At 57.7% G+C, this 14,157-nt stretch carries 14 protein-coding genes; 4 read left to right on the top strand and 10 right to left on the bottom strand.

The annotated features are described in order from the left end of the window. From SMC5_RS06540 to SMC5_RS06530, 3 genes are all read left to right on the top strand, one after another. A partial coding sequence (locus SMC5_RS06540; RefSeq protein WP_207799119.1) for a hypothetical protein occupies positions 1-329 on the top strand: 329 nt, incomplete at its 5' end. Between the two features lie 5 nt (positions 330-334). Further along, positions 335-1,168 carry a hypothetical protein gene (locus SMC5_RS06535; protein WP_119120061.1) on the top strand — a complete coding sequence of 278 codons (834 nt, stop codon included), beginning with the start codon at positions 335-337 and terminating at the stop codon, positions 1,166-1,168. After that, positions 1,152-2,180 (top strand): radical SAM protein, encoded by a 1,029-nt coding sequence (locus SMC5_RS06530; RefSeq protein ID WP_126854963.1) that lies wholly within the window; start codon positions 1,152-1,154, stop codon positions 2,178-2,180. The genes SMC5_RS06535 and SMC5_RS06530 overlap by 17 nt, the downstream gene beginning before the upstream one ends. Positions 2,181-2,319: 139 nt before the next feature. Here SMC5_RS06530 and SMC5_RS06525 read toward each other — a convergent pair whose 3' ends face one another. The 6 genes from SMC5_RS06525 to SMC5_RS06500 form a co-directional block, all read right to left on the bottom strand. Beyond that, a complete protein-coding gene (locus tag SMC5_RS06525) occupies positions 2,320-3,204 on the bottom strand; it encodes a ParB/RepB/Spo0J family partition protein (protein WP_126854962.1) in 885 nt (294 codons plus the stop codon). Beyond that, on the bottom strand, positions 3,191-3,955 hold the full coding sequence (locus SMC5_RS06520; RefSeq protein ID WP_119120058.1) for a ParA family protein: 765 nt from the start codon (positions 3,953-3,955) through the stop codon (positions 3,191-3,193). The genes SMC5_RS06525 and SMC5_RS06520 overlap by 14 nt, the downstream gene beginning before the upstream one ends. Next, complete coding sequence (gene rsmG, locus SMC5_RS06515) at positions 3,952-4,701, bottom strand: 16S rRNA (guanine(527)-N(7))-methyltransferase RsmG (RefSeq protein WP_119120057.1); 750 nt, start codon at positions 4,699-4,701, stop codon at positions 3,952-3,954. The genes SMC5_RS06520 and rsmG overlap by 4 nt, the downstream gene beginning before the upstream one ends. Before the next feature lie 41 nt (positions 4,702-4,742). Continuing rightward, a complete protein-coding gene (locus SMC5_RS06510; protein WP_119120056.1) occupies positions 4,743-5,216 on the bottom strand; it encodes a COG2426 family protein in 474 nt (157 codons plus the stop codon). Between the two features lie 172 nt (positions 5,217-5,388). Further along, complete coding sequence (locus tag SMC5_RS06505; RefSeq protein ID WP_119120055.1) at positions 5,389-6,849, bottom strand: aminotransferase class I/II-fold pyridoxal phosphate-dependent enzyme; 1,461 nt, start codon at positions 6,847-6,849, stop codon at positions 5,389-5,391. Positions 6,850-6,922: 73 nt separating this feature from the next. Continuing rightward, positions 6,923-7,615: a metal-dependent hydrolase gene (locus SMC5_RS06500; RefSeq protein ID WP_119120054.1), complete on the bottom strand. Its 693-nt coding sequence runs from the start codon at positions 7,613-7,615 to the stop codon at positions 6,923-6,925. 187 nt (positions 7,616-7,802) lie between these two features. On the opposite strand from SMC5_RS06500, the gene thrB reads away from it, so the two are divergent. Continuing rightward, positions 7,803-8,732: a homoserine kinase gene (gene thrB, locus SMC5_RS06495; RefSeq protein ID WP_165846291.1), complete on the top strand. Its 930-nt coding sequence runs from the start codon at positions 7,803-7,805 to the stop codon at positions 8,730-8,732. A gap of 466 nt (positions 8,733-9,198) precedes the next feature. Here the strand turns inward: thrB and SMC5_RS06490 are convergent, their stop codons facing one another. From SMC5_RS06490 to SMC5_RS06475, 4 genes are all read right to left on the bottom strand, one after another. Next, the gene (locus SMC5_RS06490; RefSeq protein WP_119120052.1) at positions 9,199-10,671 is read right to left on the bottom strand and encodes a pyridoxal-phosphate dependent enzyme; all 1,473 of its coding nucleotides are present in this window, start codon (positions 10,669-10,671) and stop codon (positions 9,199-9,201) included. 90 nt (positions 10,672-10,761) lie between these two features. After that, positions 10,762-11,481, bottom strand: a complete 720-nt coding sequence (locus tag SMC5_RS06485) for a hypothetical protein (protein ID WP_119120051.1) — start codon at positions 11,479-11,481, stop codon at positions 10,762-10,764. Between the two features lie 130 nt (positions 11,482-11,611). Further along, positions 11,612-12,421, bottom strand: a complete 810-nt coding sequence (locus SMC5_RS06480; RefSeq protein ID WP_165846290.1) for a phosphotransferase family protein — start codon at positions 12,419-12,421, stop codon at positions 11,612-11,614. Positions 12,422-12,459: 38 nt separating this feature from the next. After that, positions 12,460-13,611, bottom strand: a complete 1,152-nt coding sequence (locus tag SMC5_RS06475) for an MFS transporter (RefSeq protein WP_455423451.1) — start codon at positions 13,609-13,611, stop codon at positions 12,460-12,462. Positions 13,612-14,157: the final 546 nt, after the last annotated feature.

Here is a 14,157-nt window from a genome sequence, read left to right as displayed (position 1 = left end):
TCCACTTCTCTCGACGATCTCGACAATCTGTAGTTCACCCCCCTGCCGGGGCTGGAAAGGAAGGCCGTTTCGTGAACGTTGAGGTCCAAGCAATTCTGTTTCCATACGATGGTTTGAGAACGGCGGCGGTGATCAAGGAATTCGAGAGTGCACTGGAGGCAGCCGGCGTTCGGTGTGTTGTCGGAAACATGGCGGTGAGCTGCTACGGCGAGATGGATACGGTCCTCTCCACCATCAACAAGGCGTATCAGGCCATCGCGGTTACTGACAAGCTCAGCATCTCCCTCGTCATTGCCAACGACATGCCCCAGATAGGGCGGAAGACCTGAGCAACATGGTCTTCAATTGCGTCCCCAGGCGGACACTCTCTGTGTCCGTCACGGGCGAGGAATGTGCACTGCACTGCAACCACTGCAACGGACACTACCTCCAGCATATGGTGCCTGTCACCGCAGCCCGTCGCGTGCTGGAATCGGGAGAGTACCGGAGCATCCTTCTGTCCGGTGGAAGTGATTTCCACGGTCGCCTGCCCCTGATGGAACATCTGGCATTCATCGAATGGGTTCATGAGCAGGGAATACGCATCAATGCTCACGTTGGCCTGCAGTCGGACGAGGATGTCCGTGCGTTGTCACCCTATTTCGACAAGGTTTCCCTCGACTATGTATGGGATGATGGGACGATCCATGATGTCTACCATTTGCAGCGGTCCGGTGCCGACTACCTGCATGCAGCCCAGGGCTGGGTGGACGCGTTCTCGGCAGCGGGTAGTTCGGAGGAACTGACGTCTGCAAAGCAGAGGGTCAACCTTCACCTCACGATCGGTCTCAAGGGCGGCGTTGTTATTGGAGAGTATGCGGCGATCGATTCACTGATCGCGTTTCAGCCGGCGTCGCTGGTCTTTCTGGTCCTCATCCCCACGGAGGGGACGGTCTACGGCAACGTTCCTGTTGTTCCGATCGATGCTGTGGAGTCGGTGTTCGCCTATGCGAGGCTGAAGCTTCCGGCGACAGACCTTGTCCTGGGCTGCATGCATCCCAGAGTTGACAGTTATGGTGAGCAGCTGGAACATCTGGCGGGACAGTACCAGTTCCGGGGCGTCGTCGGCGTGAAGTCGAGCGCAGAGGATGCGGAACAGGTGGAGGAATGCTGTGTCTTCTACAAGTGACGTGCGAATGCAGGCAGATGAGTCGGTGAGCTTGCGGGCAAGCATTGGCACGCTGGTTGTCCTGGGCCTGAGGGATATCCGGATGGCTGCGTCGCCCACCACGGCATACCTTATGGTCGGGAGACAGTGTTCCAGCGACTGTGCCTACTGTGGACAGGGGCGCGGTGCCATCGGCGATCACAGCCGGCTTTCACGCATCAGTTGGCCTGAGGTCGGCGAGGAAGAGCTGGTTGATGCGCTTGTCGCCCATCCTGGGGCATTCCAGAGGGTCTGTTTCCAGACAACGGCTTCACGCGGAGTGCTGGAGCAGTTGCTCGCGCTTGTGCCACGGATCCGCCAGGCAAGCGAAGTCCCGATCTCCGTGTCGTACCGGGTGACCACGTTCGAAGAGGCGGATCAGCTGTTTGCTGCTGGCGTGCAACGTATTGGTGTTGCGATTGACTGCTGCTCCGAGCGTCTCTATCCTCAGCTTCGGGGTGGGTCTCTGGCCAATTCGATATCGCTGGTCAAGGGGCTGACCAGGCAGTATCCCGGCCGTATCTCGACACATCTGATTATTGGGCTGGGAGAGGACGAGATGGAGGCTGCCGAGCTGATGCTCGATCTGCACCGAGCAGGCGTCCTGGTGTCGCTGTTCGCCTTTACCCCGGTTCGCGGCACCCGTATGGAGCACGGCACCCCGCCGGCGCTGGTGTCCTACCGGAAGCTTCAGTTATTACTAGGGTTGCTGGATTGGCAGGAAGAAGAGCATTTCTGTGTCGCCTATGACATCCGAAAAAGCATCCATAGCCTCGGCCTCAATGAAGTCCAGGTGCGGTCATTCCTGCACAGGCATTTTGTGTTTGTGACACATGGATGCCCGGGATGCAATCGCCCGTTCTACAATGAGACGCCTGGCGGCACTATGTTCAATTATCCGAACGTGCAACTGGAGGCGGTGGACCACGAGATCGACCGCTTCATCGAGAATCTCAAGGCAGACGGCTTCGATTTCGCTGCCGCAGGCACATGAACTGACAACGCGCAGAAGGGAGCCGTCCAGTACTACCGCGCGGCCGAGGAGAGTCTCTACTCCTGAGCTGCCTTCTCGCTGTTGAAGCTACAACGCCCCGGCGTGAGCCGGGGCGTTGTCACAGACAGTGGTCGTGCGGTCAATTTGTGGTGCCGGCATCGTCTCTAGTGTCTTCCTGGGAGTTCAGGATCCCGAGGATGCGCAAGAGGTCTTCCTGATTGAAATAACTGATCTCGATGACACCCTTGTTGACCTGTCCTCGTATGTTGACGCGCGTGGCCAGCAACTTCTGCATGGTCTCCTGGATGTTGCGCAGTGCCTCGTCATGCGCAGCGCTCGCACGGGGTTTCTTCGTGAGCAGACGGCGGACCAGTGCTTCCGTCTGGCGAACCGAAAGCTGCTTGCGGACCACCTCTGCCAGCACAGTACCAAACTGCCGCTGGTCCTTGAGTGGCAGGAGTGCGCGGGCATGTCCGGCGGTGATGATCTTGTTGTCCAGAGCGGTACGCGCGATCTCCGGAAGGTCCAGCAGGCGGATGAGGTTGGCGACAGTGCTTCGGTCTTTGCCGAGACGCTGTGCGAGCTCGTCCTGGGTCGTCCCGAACTTGGTGAGGTAGTCACTGAAGGAAACGGCGACCTCGATAGGTGACAGGTCCTCGCGTTCCAGATTCTCTGAAAGTGCGATCTCCATTGCAGTGCGATCGTCGAGATCGCGGATTGTCACTGGAACTTCTTCCAGGCCAATCTGAACGGCAGCCTGGAAGCGGCGTTCCCCAGCGACGATTTCGAATCGGTCGTCTCGTGGGCGCACGATGATGGGTTCGAGGATGCCGTGTTTGCGGATGCTCTCACCCAATGTTGCGAGCGCTGTCTCATCGAAGCGGCGACGTGGCTGAAGCGGCGAAGGGACGATTTGGTCAGAGCGAAGCATGCGACCTCCCCTGTCACTCAACAAGGTGGACTGCGCCGGTTCGTTGGCGAAGAGTGCGTCAAGCCCTCGCCCAAGACGCTTAGTGTTGTTCACGGGATTCTACCTCCTTGGCGAGCTGCCGGTACGCTTCGGCACCGGTAGAAAGCGTGTCATATTCCAGGATGGTCTTGCCATAGCTGGGAGCTTCGCTCATGCGTATGCTCCTGGGGATGACTGCCGTGAAGACGGTCTCCCCGAAGTGCTTGACGAGCTCATCCTTGACCTGTGCGGACAGGATGGTTCGTTTGTCAAACATAGTCACAAGGATACCCAGCAGGGCAAGGTTTGGATTCAGACGCTGCTTGACCAGACTGATCGTCCGCAGCAGGTGCGTCAGCCCTTCCAGTGCGTAGTATTCACTCTGGATAGGGATGATGACTTCGTGTGCCGCTGTCAGTGCGTTGAGGGTCAGAAGACCGAGCGATGGAGGACTGTCGATGATGATATAATCCCAGGACCCATCCAGGGAAGCCAGGCAGCTCTGAAGAACGTACTCGCGGTGGTCCATGCCGGCCAGTTCCAGCTCGGCGCCCGCCAGGTTGATCGACGAGGGGACCAGTGAGAGGTTGTGTTCGTGGCTGGGTTGGATGGCCTTCTCGATCGGATCCCCGGACAACAGACACGTGTAGATGTTGGATGTGAGCTGCGCTGCGTTTATGCCGAGGCCTGTGGTTGCATTAGCCTGTGGGTCGAAGTCGACAAGCAGGACGTGATGGCTGCGCTCGGCGAGCGATGCGGCGAGCGACAGTGCGGTGGTCGTCTTGCCTACACCGCCCTTCTGGTTGGCAATGGCGATGATTCTCACGAGCCGTTCCTCCTGGACGACCGGCCGCTAAGGGTCGGGGTCACCTGCAGTATGACAAGCTTGGAATTACGTTCAACACCCGGCAGGGCATAGTCGAGAACCGTGGCCGTACAGTGGACGCGATGCAGCGTAGCTACGAACGGTGGGTCCTGGAGTTCGGCGAGGTCCTTTTCTCCTTTCCATAGCACCAGTCTGCCGTTGCTTGCAAGGAGAGGAAGAGCGTACTGAAGGATCGTCGCGATATGGGCGACACTCCTGGCAGTGATCATATCGAACGCTCGTTCGGGCAGAGCACTCGCGTGGTCTTCGACACGCCCGTGGACGACACGTGCTCCGGGAAGGGGCACGCCGCCCACCAGGCTCTCCAGGAAATGTGCCTTCTTGCCGATCGATTCGGACATCGTGACCGTCGTGGTCGGCCAGGCGAGTGCAAGGGGAACAGCGGGAAAGCCTCCCCCTGTTCCGATGTCAAGGAGCGAGTGTGGGGACTCGAGACCCACAAGCAAAGGCGCAAGCGAGTCGCGAATGTGTGTCGCCAGCAGGTGTCCGGGATCGGCGTCAGACGTCAAGTTCATGACTTCGTTGGTCTGGGCAAGCATGGTCAGAAACGATGCCAGCCCCGCGCAGAACGTGTCGGTGGATATCGCTGGCCTCTCCCCGACAGGCAGTGCGGCAGCGAAGTCATTCATTGACTTCCGTACGACAGGAAGAAGTCGCGTCGGATCAAGCTTGCCAGCAATATCCATGGGGTCCTCCGGTTACTGTTCCACGTGGAACAATTTGATGTTCAGAGCCACTTTGCCAGGACGCCATTGATGACGCCAACCGATGCGAGAAAAACAATTGCACACGCTCCCAGGACGCCCAACGAGATGCAAGCAATGGCCACAGGTTTCTTCATGCGTATGATCTCGGCAATGAGACAGCCCGTGTAGGCACCAGTCCCCGGCAAAGGGATGGCGACAAACACCGCGAGCCCGACGAAAAGTCCGTACTTTGCCAATGTGTTTCCACTGCGGGCCGTCAGGCGACTGCGGTATCGCCGGAACCATGCCCACTGGGATGCGACCGCAAGAAGCGGTTTCTCCAGGAGATAGAACAGTGGCGCGATACACAGGTTGGCGAGCGTTGCGACCAGCAGCGCCTCCCACACGGACATCTTGAGCACACCGATAGCATACGGAAGGGCACCGCGGACTTCGACGCCCGGAATGATGGTGATGAAGAATATCTGCAGGATGTTTCTCAGAAGAGTAGACATGTTCCCAGTATATGGGAGCCCTCAGAGGATGCAACGCGAATATTATAAAACGCCGCACCGCCGAGGTGGAGGTCACAGTCATCTGACCCTCCTTCTCCTCAGGAATGTCAAACGCCCTGGCATATGAGTCAGGGCGTTTTCATGAAAGGCAACGGTCAGGTTCAGCGACCGATCAGCGTTCCCTGACGACCTGTACGTACCTGGCCGTCTTGTCGATGATTCCTTGCAGATCGGCGCCGTGGTCGCGCATGAACACCATGTAGTCCACGCATTCGTGTGTCATGACTTCCCCGGGGACCGTGATCGGGATGCCGGGTGGATAAGGAGTCACGAGCTCCGCGATGATGCGCCCGACGGAATCTTCCATGCGGACGCGCTCCCTCTTGGCATAGTATGCTTCGAATGGGAAGAGGACCATCTCGGGAATATTGGGGATGGGTGGCGGCGGAGCGATGGTCGAGGTCTTGCCGTGGCGTTTGCGTGAGATATCCTCGAGTGCTTTGATGAGGATTTCGACCGCTTCCCTGGGTGTCCCGATCGTGATGAATGCCAGGATGTTCTCAAGGTCAGACAACTCGATTTCGACGTTGTAGTCTCTGTTGAGGATATCCTCGACCTGGAATCCAGTCAGCCCCAGCCTCGACACATGAACAGTCAGCTTCGTGAGGTCGACATCATAGACGGCCTCGGTGTGAGCGCGTTCCCTGCCCGGGGCAAAGAGTCCCTCGATGTTGTTGATACGCCGGCGAGCATCTTCTGCGAGGTCGATGGCTCGCTGAAGAAGGTCGTGACCGTTCGTCGCCATCTGCATGCGGGCGACGTCGAGCGCCGTCATGAGGATGTACGAGGGCGACGAGCTCTCCAGCATCGTGAGCGTGGCTCGCACCAGTTCCTTGTCGACGCGCCGTGAGCCCAGATGCAGCATGGATGTTTGAGTAAGGCCGGAGAGCGTCTTGTGCGTACTCTGGACAACCATGTCGGCGCCCGCATCGACAGCACTCTTGGGAAGGTCCTGGTGAAAATGGAAGTGTGACCCGTGGGCTTCGTCGACCAGGATGCGACGTCCGGTGGCGTGCGCTTTCTGCACGTAGTAGTCGATGTCCGAGCTGATGCCGAAGTAGTTGGGATTGGTCACGAAGACGGTTTTGGCTTCAGGGTGATCGCGGAGCACGCGCGCGAACGTTTTCTTGGATGGGAACGTCTGGAACTGCAGCAGGCGGTCTTCTTCGGCCTCAAGGTAGATGGGACGCAGTTCGTTGAGGATGAGCGCTCCGTACATCGAGCGGTGCGAGTTGCGCTGTACGATGACGCGGTCGTTGGGATCGCAGGTCGAGAGGATCATTGCCTGGTTCCCGACCGTCGAACCGTTGACGAGGAAAAATGACTCTATCGCACCGTACGCTTCGGCAGCCAGCTCCTGTGCTTCCTTGACGACGCCGATGGGGCGATGGAGGTAGTCGAGTCCTTCGACCTCCGTCAAGTCGGAAAGGAACACATTCTCGCCCCAGAACTCCTTGAGGCGGGGATGAATGCCCTGACCTGACATGTGCCCCGGCATGTGGAGACCGGCGCGGTGCTTGCCGATATACGACTGAACAGCATCAAAAAATGGGGTACGACTCTGATCTCTCATGGAAAAGAGTGTACTGGCCGGACTCGTGCTGTCAACGCGCGAGGATGAATCCTGGTGCCTGGTACCACCTGGTTCAGAATGTCTGTCCGGGTTCCAGGACTATGCAATGGGCGCTCGTCGAGGCCTCCACCTTTGTCCGGAACAGTTGTGGGTCAACGGAGATGAGGGGGAAGGTCCCGTAGTGCATGGGGATCACAGTGCGTGGTGCAAGCATCTTGACCGCTTCTACGGCGTCGTCGATGCCCATCGTGAAGTTGCCGCCAATAGGGAGAAGAGCGATGTCTAGCGGGTGCAGGCGACCGATGAGCTCCATGTCGAGAAACACGCCCGTGTCACCGGCATGGTAGGTCGTCCGTTCTCCAGTTTTGACGACAAAACCGCAGGGATTTCCCGTGTAGATGACGCAGCCGTTCTCGGTCACCGAGGAACCGTGCAGAGCCTGCGTCAGGAAGAGTTCACCGAATGGGAAGACGTGATTGCCGCCGATGTGCATGGAATGCACATTCGAAACCCCTTTGCCTGTAAGGTAGGTGATGAGTTCTGCCGGGCCGATGACCGTTGCCCCAGTGCGTCTGGCGATGGCGATGGTATCGCCCAGATGATCGGAATGGCCATGCGTCACGAGGATATAGGTCGGATGGACGTCGTCGGGACCGATGGATGCCGAAGGGTTGCCCGAGAGGAACGGGTCGATGAGGATGTCGCCGGCCGGCGTGGTGATCAGGAAAGCCGAATGACCAAGATAGGTGAGCTGCTCATGTGCCATAGTGTCGTGTGCCTCCTCCTCAGTTTATCTTTTGGAGTATACTGGTCAAGTTTTAGTTCGATCATTCACAGTGGAACTTGCAATTGCATTGGACGTGGTAAGATATGTCAAGTAATTTGCTTTGCGATAGTTCGCGCGCTGCCAACACCTGCATCGAGGAATTGCAGTTGCGCCGGGGGAAGTAAACGTGATCAATAGAGTAACGGTCAGCGTTCCTGCAAGCACGGCCAACGTTGGACCAGGGTTTGACTCTTTTGGGCTGGCTCTCGAAATGCGTAGTACGTATACTGTCGAGATCCTCCCTGCGGAAGAGAAGTGGAGTGTCCACTTCGAAGGCATGGGCGCCGATGTCCTCAACGAAAAGGGTTTCAAGTTCGTCAGTGAGGTCATGGACTACTTCGAGCGTGCCGAATCGGTGCATCTGCCGCCGCTGAGCATCAACGTTCATACTGGCATTCCTTTGACGCGCGGTCTGGGATCCGGTGGCAGCGCCATCGTGGGACTCCTGTCATGCTTCGAGGTCCTGATGAACACGCAGTTCGATACCGGCAAAATCCTCAAGTATGCTATCGCCATCGAGGGACACCCCGACAACGTCACTGCATCACTGGTCGGTGGGTTCACCATTGCTTCGAGCGACAAGAGCGAGGTGGCCTACATGAAGGTCGTTCCCCAGGGCCTCAAGGTTGTCGTTACGGTTCCATCCAACTTCCTGTCGACAAAGAAAGCCCGAGCGTGTCTTCCTGACATGTATGCCCGCAAGGACGCCATCTTCAACATTGGTCGTGCCTCGATGCTGTCTGCCTGCATCTTCAGTGGCAATTATGACCTCCTGTCGTTTGCGCTTCATGATCGCCTCCACGAGCACTACCGCGAGAAGCTTATCACCGGATTCCACGAAGTCTCGCATGCCGCTGACCGGGCAGGAGCCTATGGCAGTTTTCTGTCGGGAGCCGGACCCAGCATTGCCGCTCTCACCGAGCCCGCCAAGGCGGAGAAGGTTGCCAAGGCCATGCAGAAGGCGATGATCGAGTTGGATGCAGAGGCTGAAACGTTTGTCCTCGACATTTCAGCCCAAGGAGTCATCCTGCAAACCAGCGAAGACGAGAAAGCATAGCCCCTTTTTCTTTCAGAATTGATGACCGCCCACCTTTTACGGTGGGCGGTTCTTCTTTTCCCGTCCATTCCATACCGAAGACCTGTAAAGTGGCTTCAGAAGCGGGTTTCGAGCATCGCACCACAAAAAGTGACCCTGACAGACGATTTCAAATAATCTGCCGTATCATTACACGTTTTCGATTCATTCAGCCTCACCATGGGCATATTTCACTGGAACGAGCCTCGGATGCGGACTTCAGAACGGCGCTCTGAAACCTGGCCTTGCCGGGGTTTTTCCACAGGCCCTGACAGGTTGTCCACTATACGACCGTACGTGACTCCACCAGTTTTCCACATAATTAACAGTGGCTGTGGAGAAAAGTCGATTTTGCGGAAAACATAAACAAAAACCCCGGTGGGTTCATGCCGGGGTTTTTGTTGTTTCTCTTTATATCAAGATACTGATAAGACAAACGAACAACTGACTACAGCTTTGCCAGCAGCCCCGTCCTCTCGTTGAACTGATCGATGAGCCTGTCGAACGCTGGGGCAGCAGTCCAGATCTGATTCCAGAACTCTGGCTCCCATAGTTCGCGCAGTTCCTCTGCAGTCTTGCCCTGCTGCTCGACCCAGGTGAAGTACTTGAGGTTGTGCAGCTGCTTGCGGTCGCGATAGTTGAGCTCGCGGTACCAGTCCGTCAGAATGCCCTCGAGATACTTCGCATAGTCGAGCGCCGCGTCCATCTCGGTATAGGGACCATACTCGGCGCGCAGTTCTTCGATGCGTGACAGGTACAGGTCGGCGGAATCCGTGAACACGGTGAAGACGACGTCGTTCTCGTCCATCTCCTCGTATTTGGCCATCTTGATCGCCGCGACCATGTTTGCCAGAGAGGAGATGCCCATCAGGTTGAGCTGCTCGATGATCTCGCGCGGGACACCCTTCTTCTCAAGGTAGACCTTGCCTGCTTCCTCGTTAAAGAGACGAAGCAGATGCATCGGATACTCGTCGTCGATGGCGGCCACAGCATCGGTATTGCGGACGTTGTGGATCCAGGGGACATGCTTGTCGCCGATACCCTCGATACGGTGCGCGCCAAACCCGTTTGCATAGAGGGTCGGGCACTGCAGGGCTTCGACAGCCGTGATATGGCTGTACGGATAGACCTTCTTCAGGTACTCGCCGGCACTGATAGTTCCCGCAGAGCCAGTGGCGGAGACATAGCCCGCCATGCGCGATCTCGGACCTTTGATGCTGTTGAAGACCTGTTCGAATGCAGAGCCGGTCATGTCATAGTGCCACAGTGCGTTGCCGAACTCCTCGAACTGATTGAAGACGACGATGTTGTCACCACGAGTGGTCTTCAGCTCGTGTACCTTGTCGTAAATCTCTTTGACGTTGGACTCGGTTCCAGGAGTGCCGATGACCTCCTTGGTTCCGATTTCACGCAGCCAGTCGAAGCGTTCTTTGCTCATCCCCTCCGGGAGGATGGCGACAGCATCCGTGGCCAGCAGAGCACAGTCGAAGGCGCCACCGCGACAGTAGTTGCCTGTGGACGGCCATACAGCCGCCTGTCGGGCCGGGTCAAACTGTCCGGTCACGAGTCGCGGGACGAGGCAGCCAAATGCAGCGCCGACCTTGTGCGCGCCGGTGGGAAAATACTTGCCGACGATGCCCACAACGCGAGCCTTGATGCCAGTGATGGAACTTGGGAGTTCGATATAGTTCACGTCGCCATACAGGCCCGTTTTCACGTTGTTGTGCCACGTGATACGGAACAGGTTGATGGGGTTGACGTCCCAGAGGCCGACACCCTTGAGCCTGGCCTTGACCTTATCCGGGACAAGCGATGGATCCTTCTGCTGTGCGAAGGTGGGGATGATGATGTTGCGGTCCTGAGCCAGCTTAACGGTTTTTGCCAGAACGTCTTCGTGGACAGTCATATCAAATACGGCCATGTTACACTCCTCTTATCAAAGAATCCGCATATCAGGTGTGAAAACACTTATAGAAACCAACTTTTTAGTCTAGCACCCCCGAAGGCTTGTTCAACCCTTGTGTGTGAAGAGCTTGACAAGCCGGCCGGTCGCATCGCGCAAGGAAGCACCAAGAAGCTCGGGGTCGAGAGTCTTCTCTGGTTCGTTGTGAAACACAGTGAAGGGGACCTGGTGCCCGTTGATTGCGATGAATCCCTCGTCATGTCCTTGAGACAGGCGTGTCCAGTCGTTGTCCTTGTAGTATCGCTCCATCTTGGCGTCCTCGAGCGAATGATACAGGATGGAATCGGCCTGTTCAGGGCGATAGCGCCGGCGGTTCTTGCGCAGGGACTCCTCGAATGAGACGTCGATGTACAGGATGGTGGCGCGGGTGAGCACATCGTCCGACAGATGCTGAAACGCATTGGCAAAGCCGTGTTCCCCGCCGCGAGCGAACTCCATCATGACCGTGTGGTGTTCGAGAAACAGCGGGTCCCGCGCCAGCTTCTTGCGAAAATCCAGGTCGATGCGTTCAATGAAGAAGTCCCAGATGCGGTCGTCCAGGAAGTACAGGGCATCGTCTGTATCCCGCCTGCCAAGGCCCATGGATTGTCTGATTGCGTCGTTCTCAAAGGTTTGCCAGACATAAATAAAGTCGTCCAGTTCCTCGAACGGGGCGATGTGGTACTCCTGCAGTCGCTTCTCGTCGGGCAGCTGTTTCAGGAAGTCGATTGTCTCGCTCTTGCCTGCTGCGGGTCGACCGATGAGCAGGATCACATCCAGTTTTTTCATGATACCTCCATGTGGGGTGACGCCCCGGCTTCATCATATGAAAACTTGCCCCAAAAGCACAGATGCAGAGCAGCCCGCCATTGTACCAAGCTGCGTGCGAAAAACAAACGACGAGAGCAGCTTGGTACAGTCAGCGCTTCTGCTGCAGTTCCTCAATGAGGACCATCAGGCGTGGCCGCTCTTCGGGGATGTCATCTGCGAGGCGTGCGACGGCCACGGGAAGCAGCCAGCTCCACATGGCGTCTGCTGCGTCGGGCTGCAGCTCGTGGTAGCGTTTCAGCCATGCTCTGTAGAACCGGTCCTTTGCCTCGCGCTCAACCCATGCTACGCGAAAAGACCCGGGAGGGGCATCCGCGATCCGCAGCAGCAGCGCAGTGCGTGCGGCGTCGGATGCGGGTGTTCCACGTGCGGCAAACGACCAGTCGATGATAGACGGACCCTGCGGCGTCATGAGCACGTTGTCCGGGTGGAAGTCGCAGTGGCACAGACGATCTCCGTCGGGGAGCCTCTCGAGGACGGCCAGGGCGTCACCTTTGACGCGTGCAACCGCGCCGGCCCGGGCGATGCGCCGCGCGAGATCCTCGCGCCGGGACGTGAGTCCCGGCACATGACAGTCATGGATGCGCGCCTGCAGTTCTGCGAAGATGCCTGCATAGTGGGTCACCCGCATAGGTTCGCGGGCGAGAAGAGACAGCATACTGTGTCCCGTCAACCGTTCCAGCACTAGCCCTCGACGGCCGTCGACAGTGATCACATCCCTGAGCTGAGGCGATGGGACGCCGGCGGCGTTGGCCGCCCTGGTTCCTTCCACTTCCTGGTCGATGAGCGTCGACGGAAACCCCGGGACAAAGAGTTTGAGGGCACTGTTTTCCTTCCAGGCATACACCTCTGCGGTTCGTCCATGACCGAGCAGCGTTGCCGAACCGATGTGTTCTTCCATGACATCCTCCTGGTGACGGTCGTGAGCAGGCATGTCGTTCATGGCATGGCCCTGAGGCGTGGAACAAGTATCCAGATGAGAGCTGCGGCCGCCAATGCTGCACAGGCGTTGATGATGACGGCCACGGGCTCGCCTGTCCATTGTGCCAGCCAACCTATCAGGAGCGAGCCGATGGGCATCACGCCGAAAAATACCAAGCTATAGACAGCGCTGACGCGCCCCCGCAGAGAGTCTTCCACTTGCGCCTGGACCAGCACATTACAGAGATTGACGACCAGGATGCTGGCAAATCCGACCAGGGCCATGAGAAGGAGTTCAAGGGGCATGAAACGAGCAACAGCGAAGATCAGAAGAGCGATGGGATAGGCGAATGTTCCGAACGCGGCAATGCGCCCCTTTACTTTCAGATGGCTGATGGTCGCGATGGTCAGCGCTGCCAGCAGCGCGCCAATGCCTCGTGCAGACTGGAGCAGGCCGTTGATGGTCGCGCCAGTCGTTGCACTGCCGTGAAGGACGTTGATTGCCCAGGCGGGGATGAGCGTAGNNATGTTCTGGTGTCTCCAGACGTACTTGAGCCCCTCCACGATTCCTGCCATGGGGCTCTGATTCCTGGGAGACAATGGCACCGGTCGAAGGTGCATGAACAAGAGGGCTGCGATGACCGCGACAAAGGACAGGCCATTGATCGTGAAGCACCAGGCCGGTCCGAGGAGGGCGTACACGGCGCCCGCCGCCGCCGGTCCAAGCGCCGTGGCCACATTGAACATCGAACCGTTGAGTGCGACAGCATTGGGCAGGTGTCGTCTGTCGTCAACCAGCTGATCCACCAAGGCCAGGCGCGCTGGTGAGTCGAAGGTATTGGCGATTCCGAGCAGAAACGCCAGGACCAGGATGTGCCACGGTCGTATGGCGCCGGTAAACGTCAGCAATGCCAGGACAAAGGCCAGTACCAGCATGGCAGACTGCGTATAGAGCATCAGCGTCTTGCGGGGTACGCGGTCTGCGACCGAACCTGCATACAGCATGAACAGCCAGACCGGGATGCCATTGGCGAACGCGACGTAGCCGAGGAAGGCTACTGACTTGGTCAGCTGGTAGGCGAGGTATCCCTGTGCTGTCACCTGCATCCAGGTCCCGAAGAGTGAAACGAGCTGTCCGGCGAACCAGATGCGGTAGTTCCGGTACCGCATGGCTGCGAATGTATCGCGTGGGCTGATGCGCCGTTCAGGAACCATGGCCTGCGTATCGAAGCACTCCGCTGAAGTATCTTTGTTCACCTTTTCGTCAGCCATCCACCTAACCTCTCTTCTCAGGGATCGTGCGTAACAAACAGAATAACATGAGTTTAGCACAAACCAGTCAGAGAAAGCAAGCAGCCAGGAACTGCGCCGTTCCTGTTGCAGGCCGGCGCCCTCTCGTCAGTTGCAGGGTAGTCACAGGGAGTGAATTGCATAGAATGGAATCCCAATTCTGCATGGTCGACGTGGGCAGTTGGGGCCTATGTGTGGAATCCGTTCGTGGCAGGGAACGCAAGGGCAGGGTCAAGAACGAACAAGGAGTGTGGACATGGCAGCACAGCATACTGGCACAGACCGGCTGAGCGTTATCATTACGGTTGCCGATCGCATGTGGAGAGGCCTCTTCATTAACTGGCTGGCATCCAGTCCACTTCTCGTGAATCCAGTCAGAGCATCATTGATGCGCCTCTATGGGATACGGACAACAACGAATGGGAT

Origin of the sequence: Candidatus Cryosericum odellii, assembly GCF_003570935.1 — a bacterium.
GTDB classification, from domain to species: domain Bacteria; phylum Caldisericota; class Caldisericia; order Cryosericales; family Cryosericaceae; genus Cryosericum; species Cryosericum odellii.
Note: the sequence above shows the minus strand (reverse complement) of the source record. Positions and strands in the feature narration are given on the sequence as shown.

Coding starts and splice junctions, on each gene's coding strand:
- SMC5_RS06535 (WP_119120061.1), top strand. CDS start 335: ATGGTCTTCAATTGCGTCCCCAGGCGGACACTCTCTGTGTCCGTCACG.
- rsmG (WP_119120057.1), bottom strand. CDS start 4,701: ATGGATATTGCTGGCAAGCTTGATCCGACGCGACTTCTTCCTGTCGTA.
- SMC5_RS06510 (WP_119120056.1), bottom strand. CDS start 5,216: ATGTCTACTCTTCTGAGAAACATCCTGCAGATATTCTTCATCACCATC.
- SMC5_RS06505 (WP_119120055.1), bottom strand. CDS start 6,849: ATGAGAGATCAGAGTCGTACCCCATTTTTTGATGCTGTTCAGTCGTAT.
- SMC5_RS06500 (WP_119120054.1), bottom strand. CDS start 7,615: ATGGCACATGAGCAGCTCACCTATCTTGGTCATTCGGCTTTCCTGATC.
- SMC5_RS06490 (WP_119120052.1), bottom strand. CDS start 10,671: ATGGCCGTATTTGATATGACTGTCCACGAAGACGTTCTGGCAAAAACC.
- SMC5_RS06485 (WP_119120051.1), bottom strand. CDS start 11,481: ATGAAAAAACTGGATGTGATCCTGCTCATCGGTCGACCCGCAGCAGGC.
- SMC5_RS06480 (WP_165846290.1), bottom strand. CDS start 12,421: ATGGAAGAACACATCGGTTCGGCAACGCTGCTCGGTCATGGACGAACC.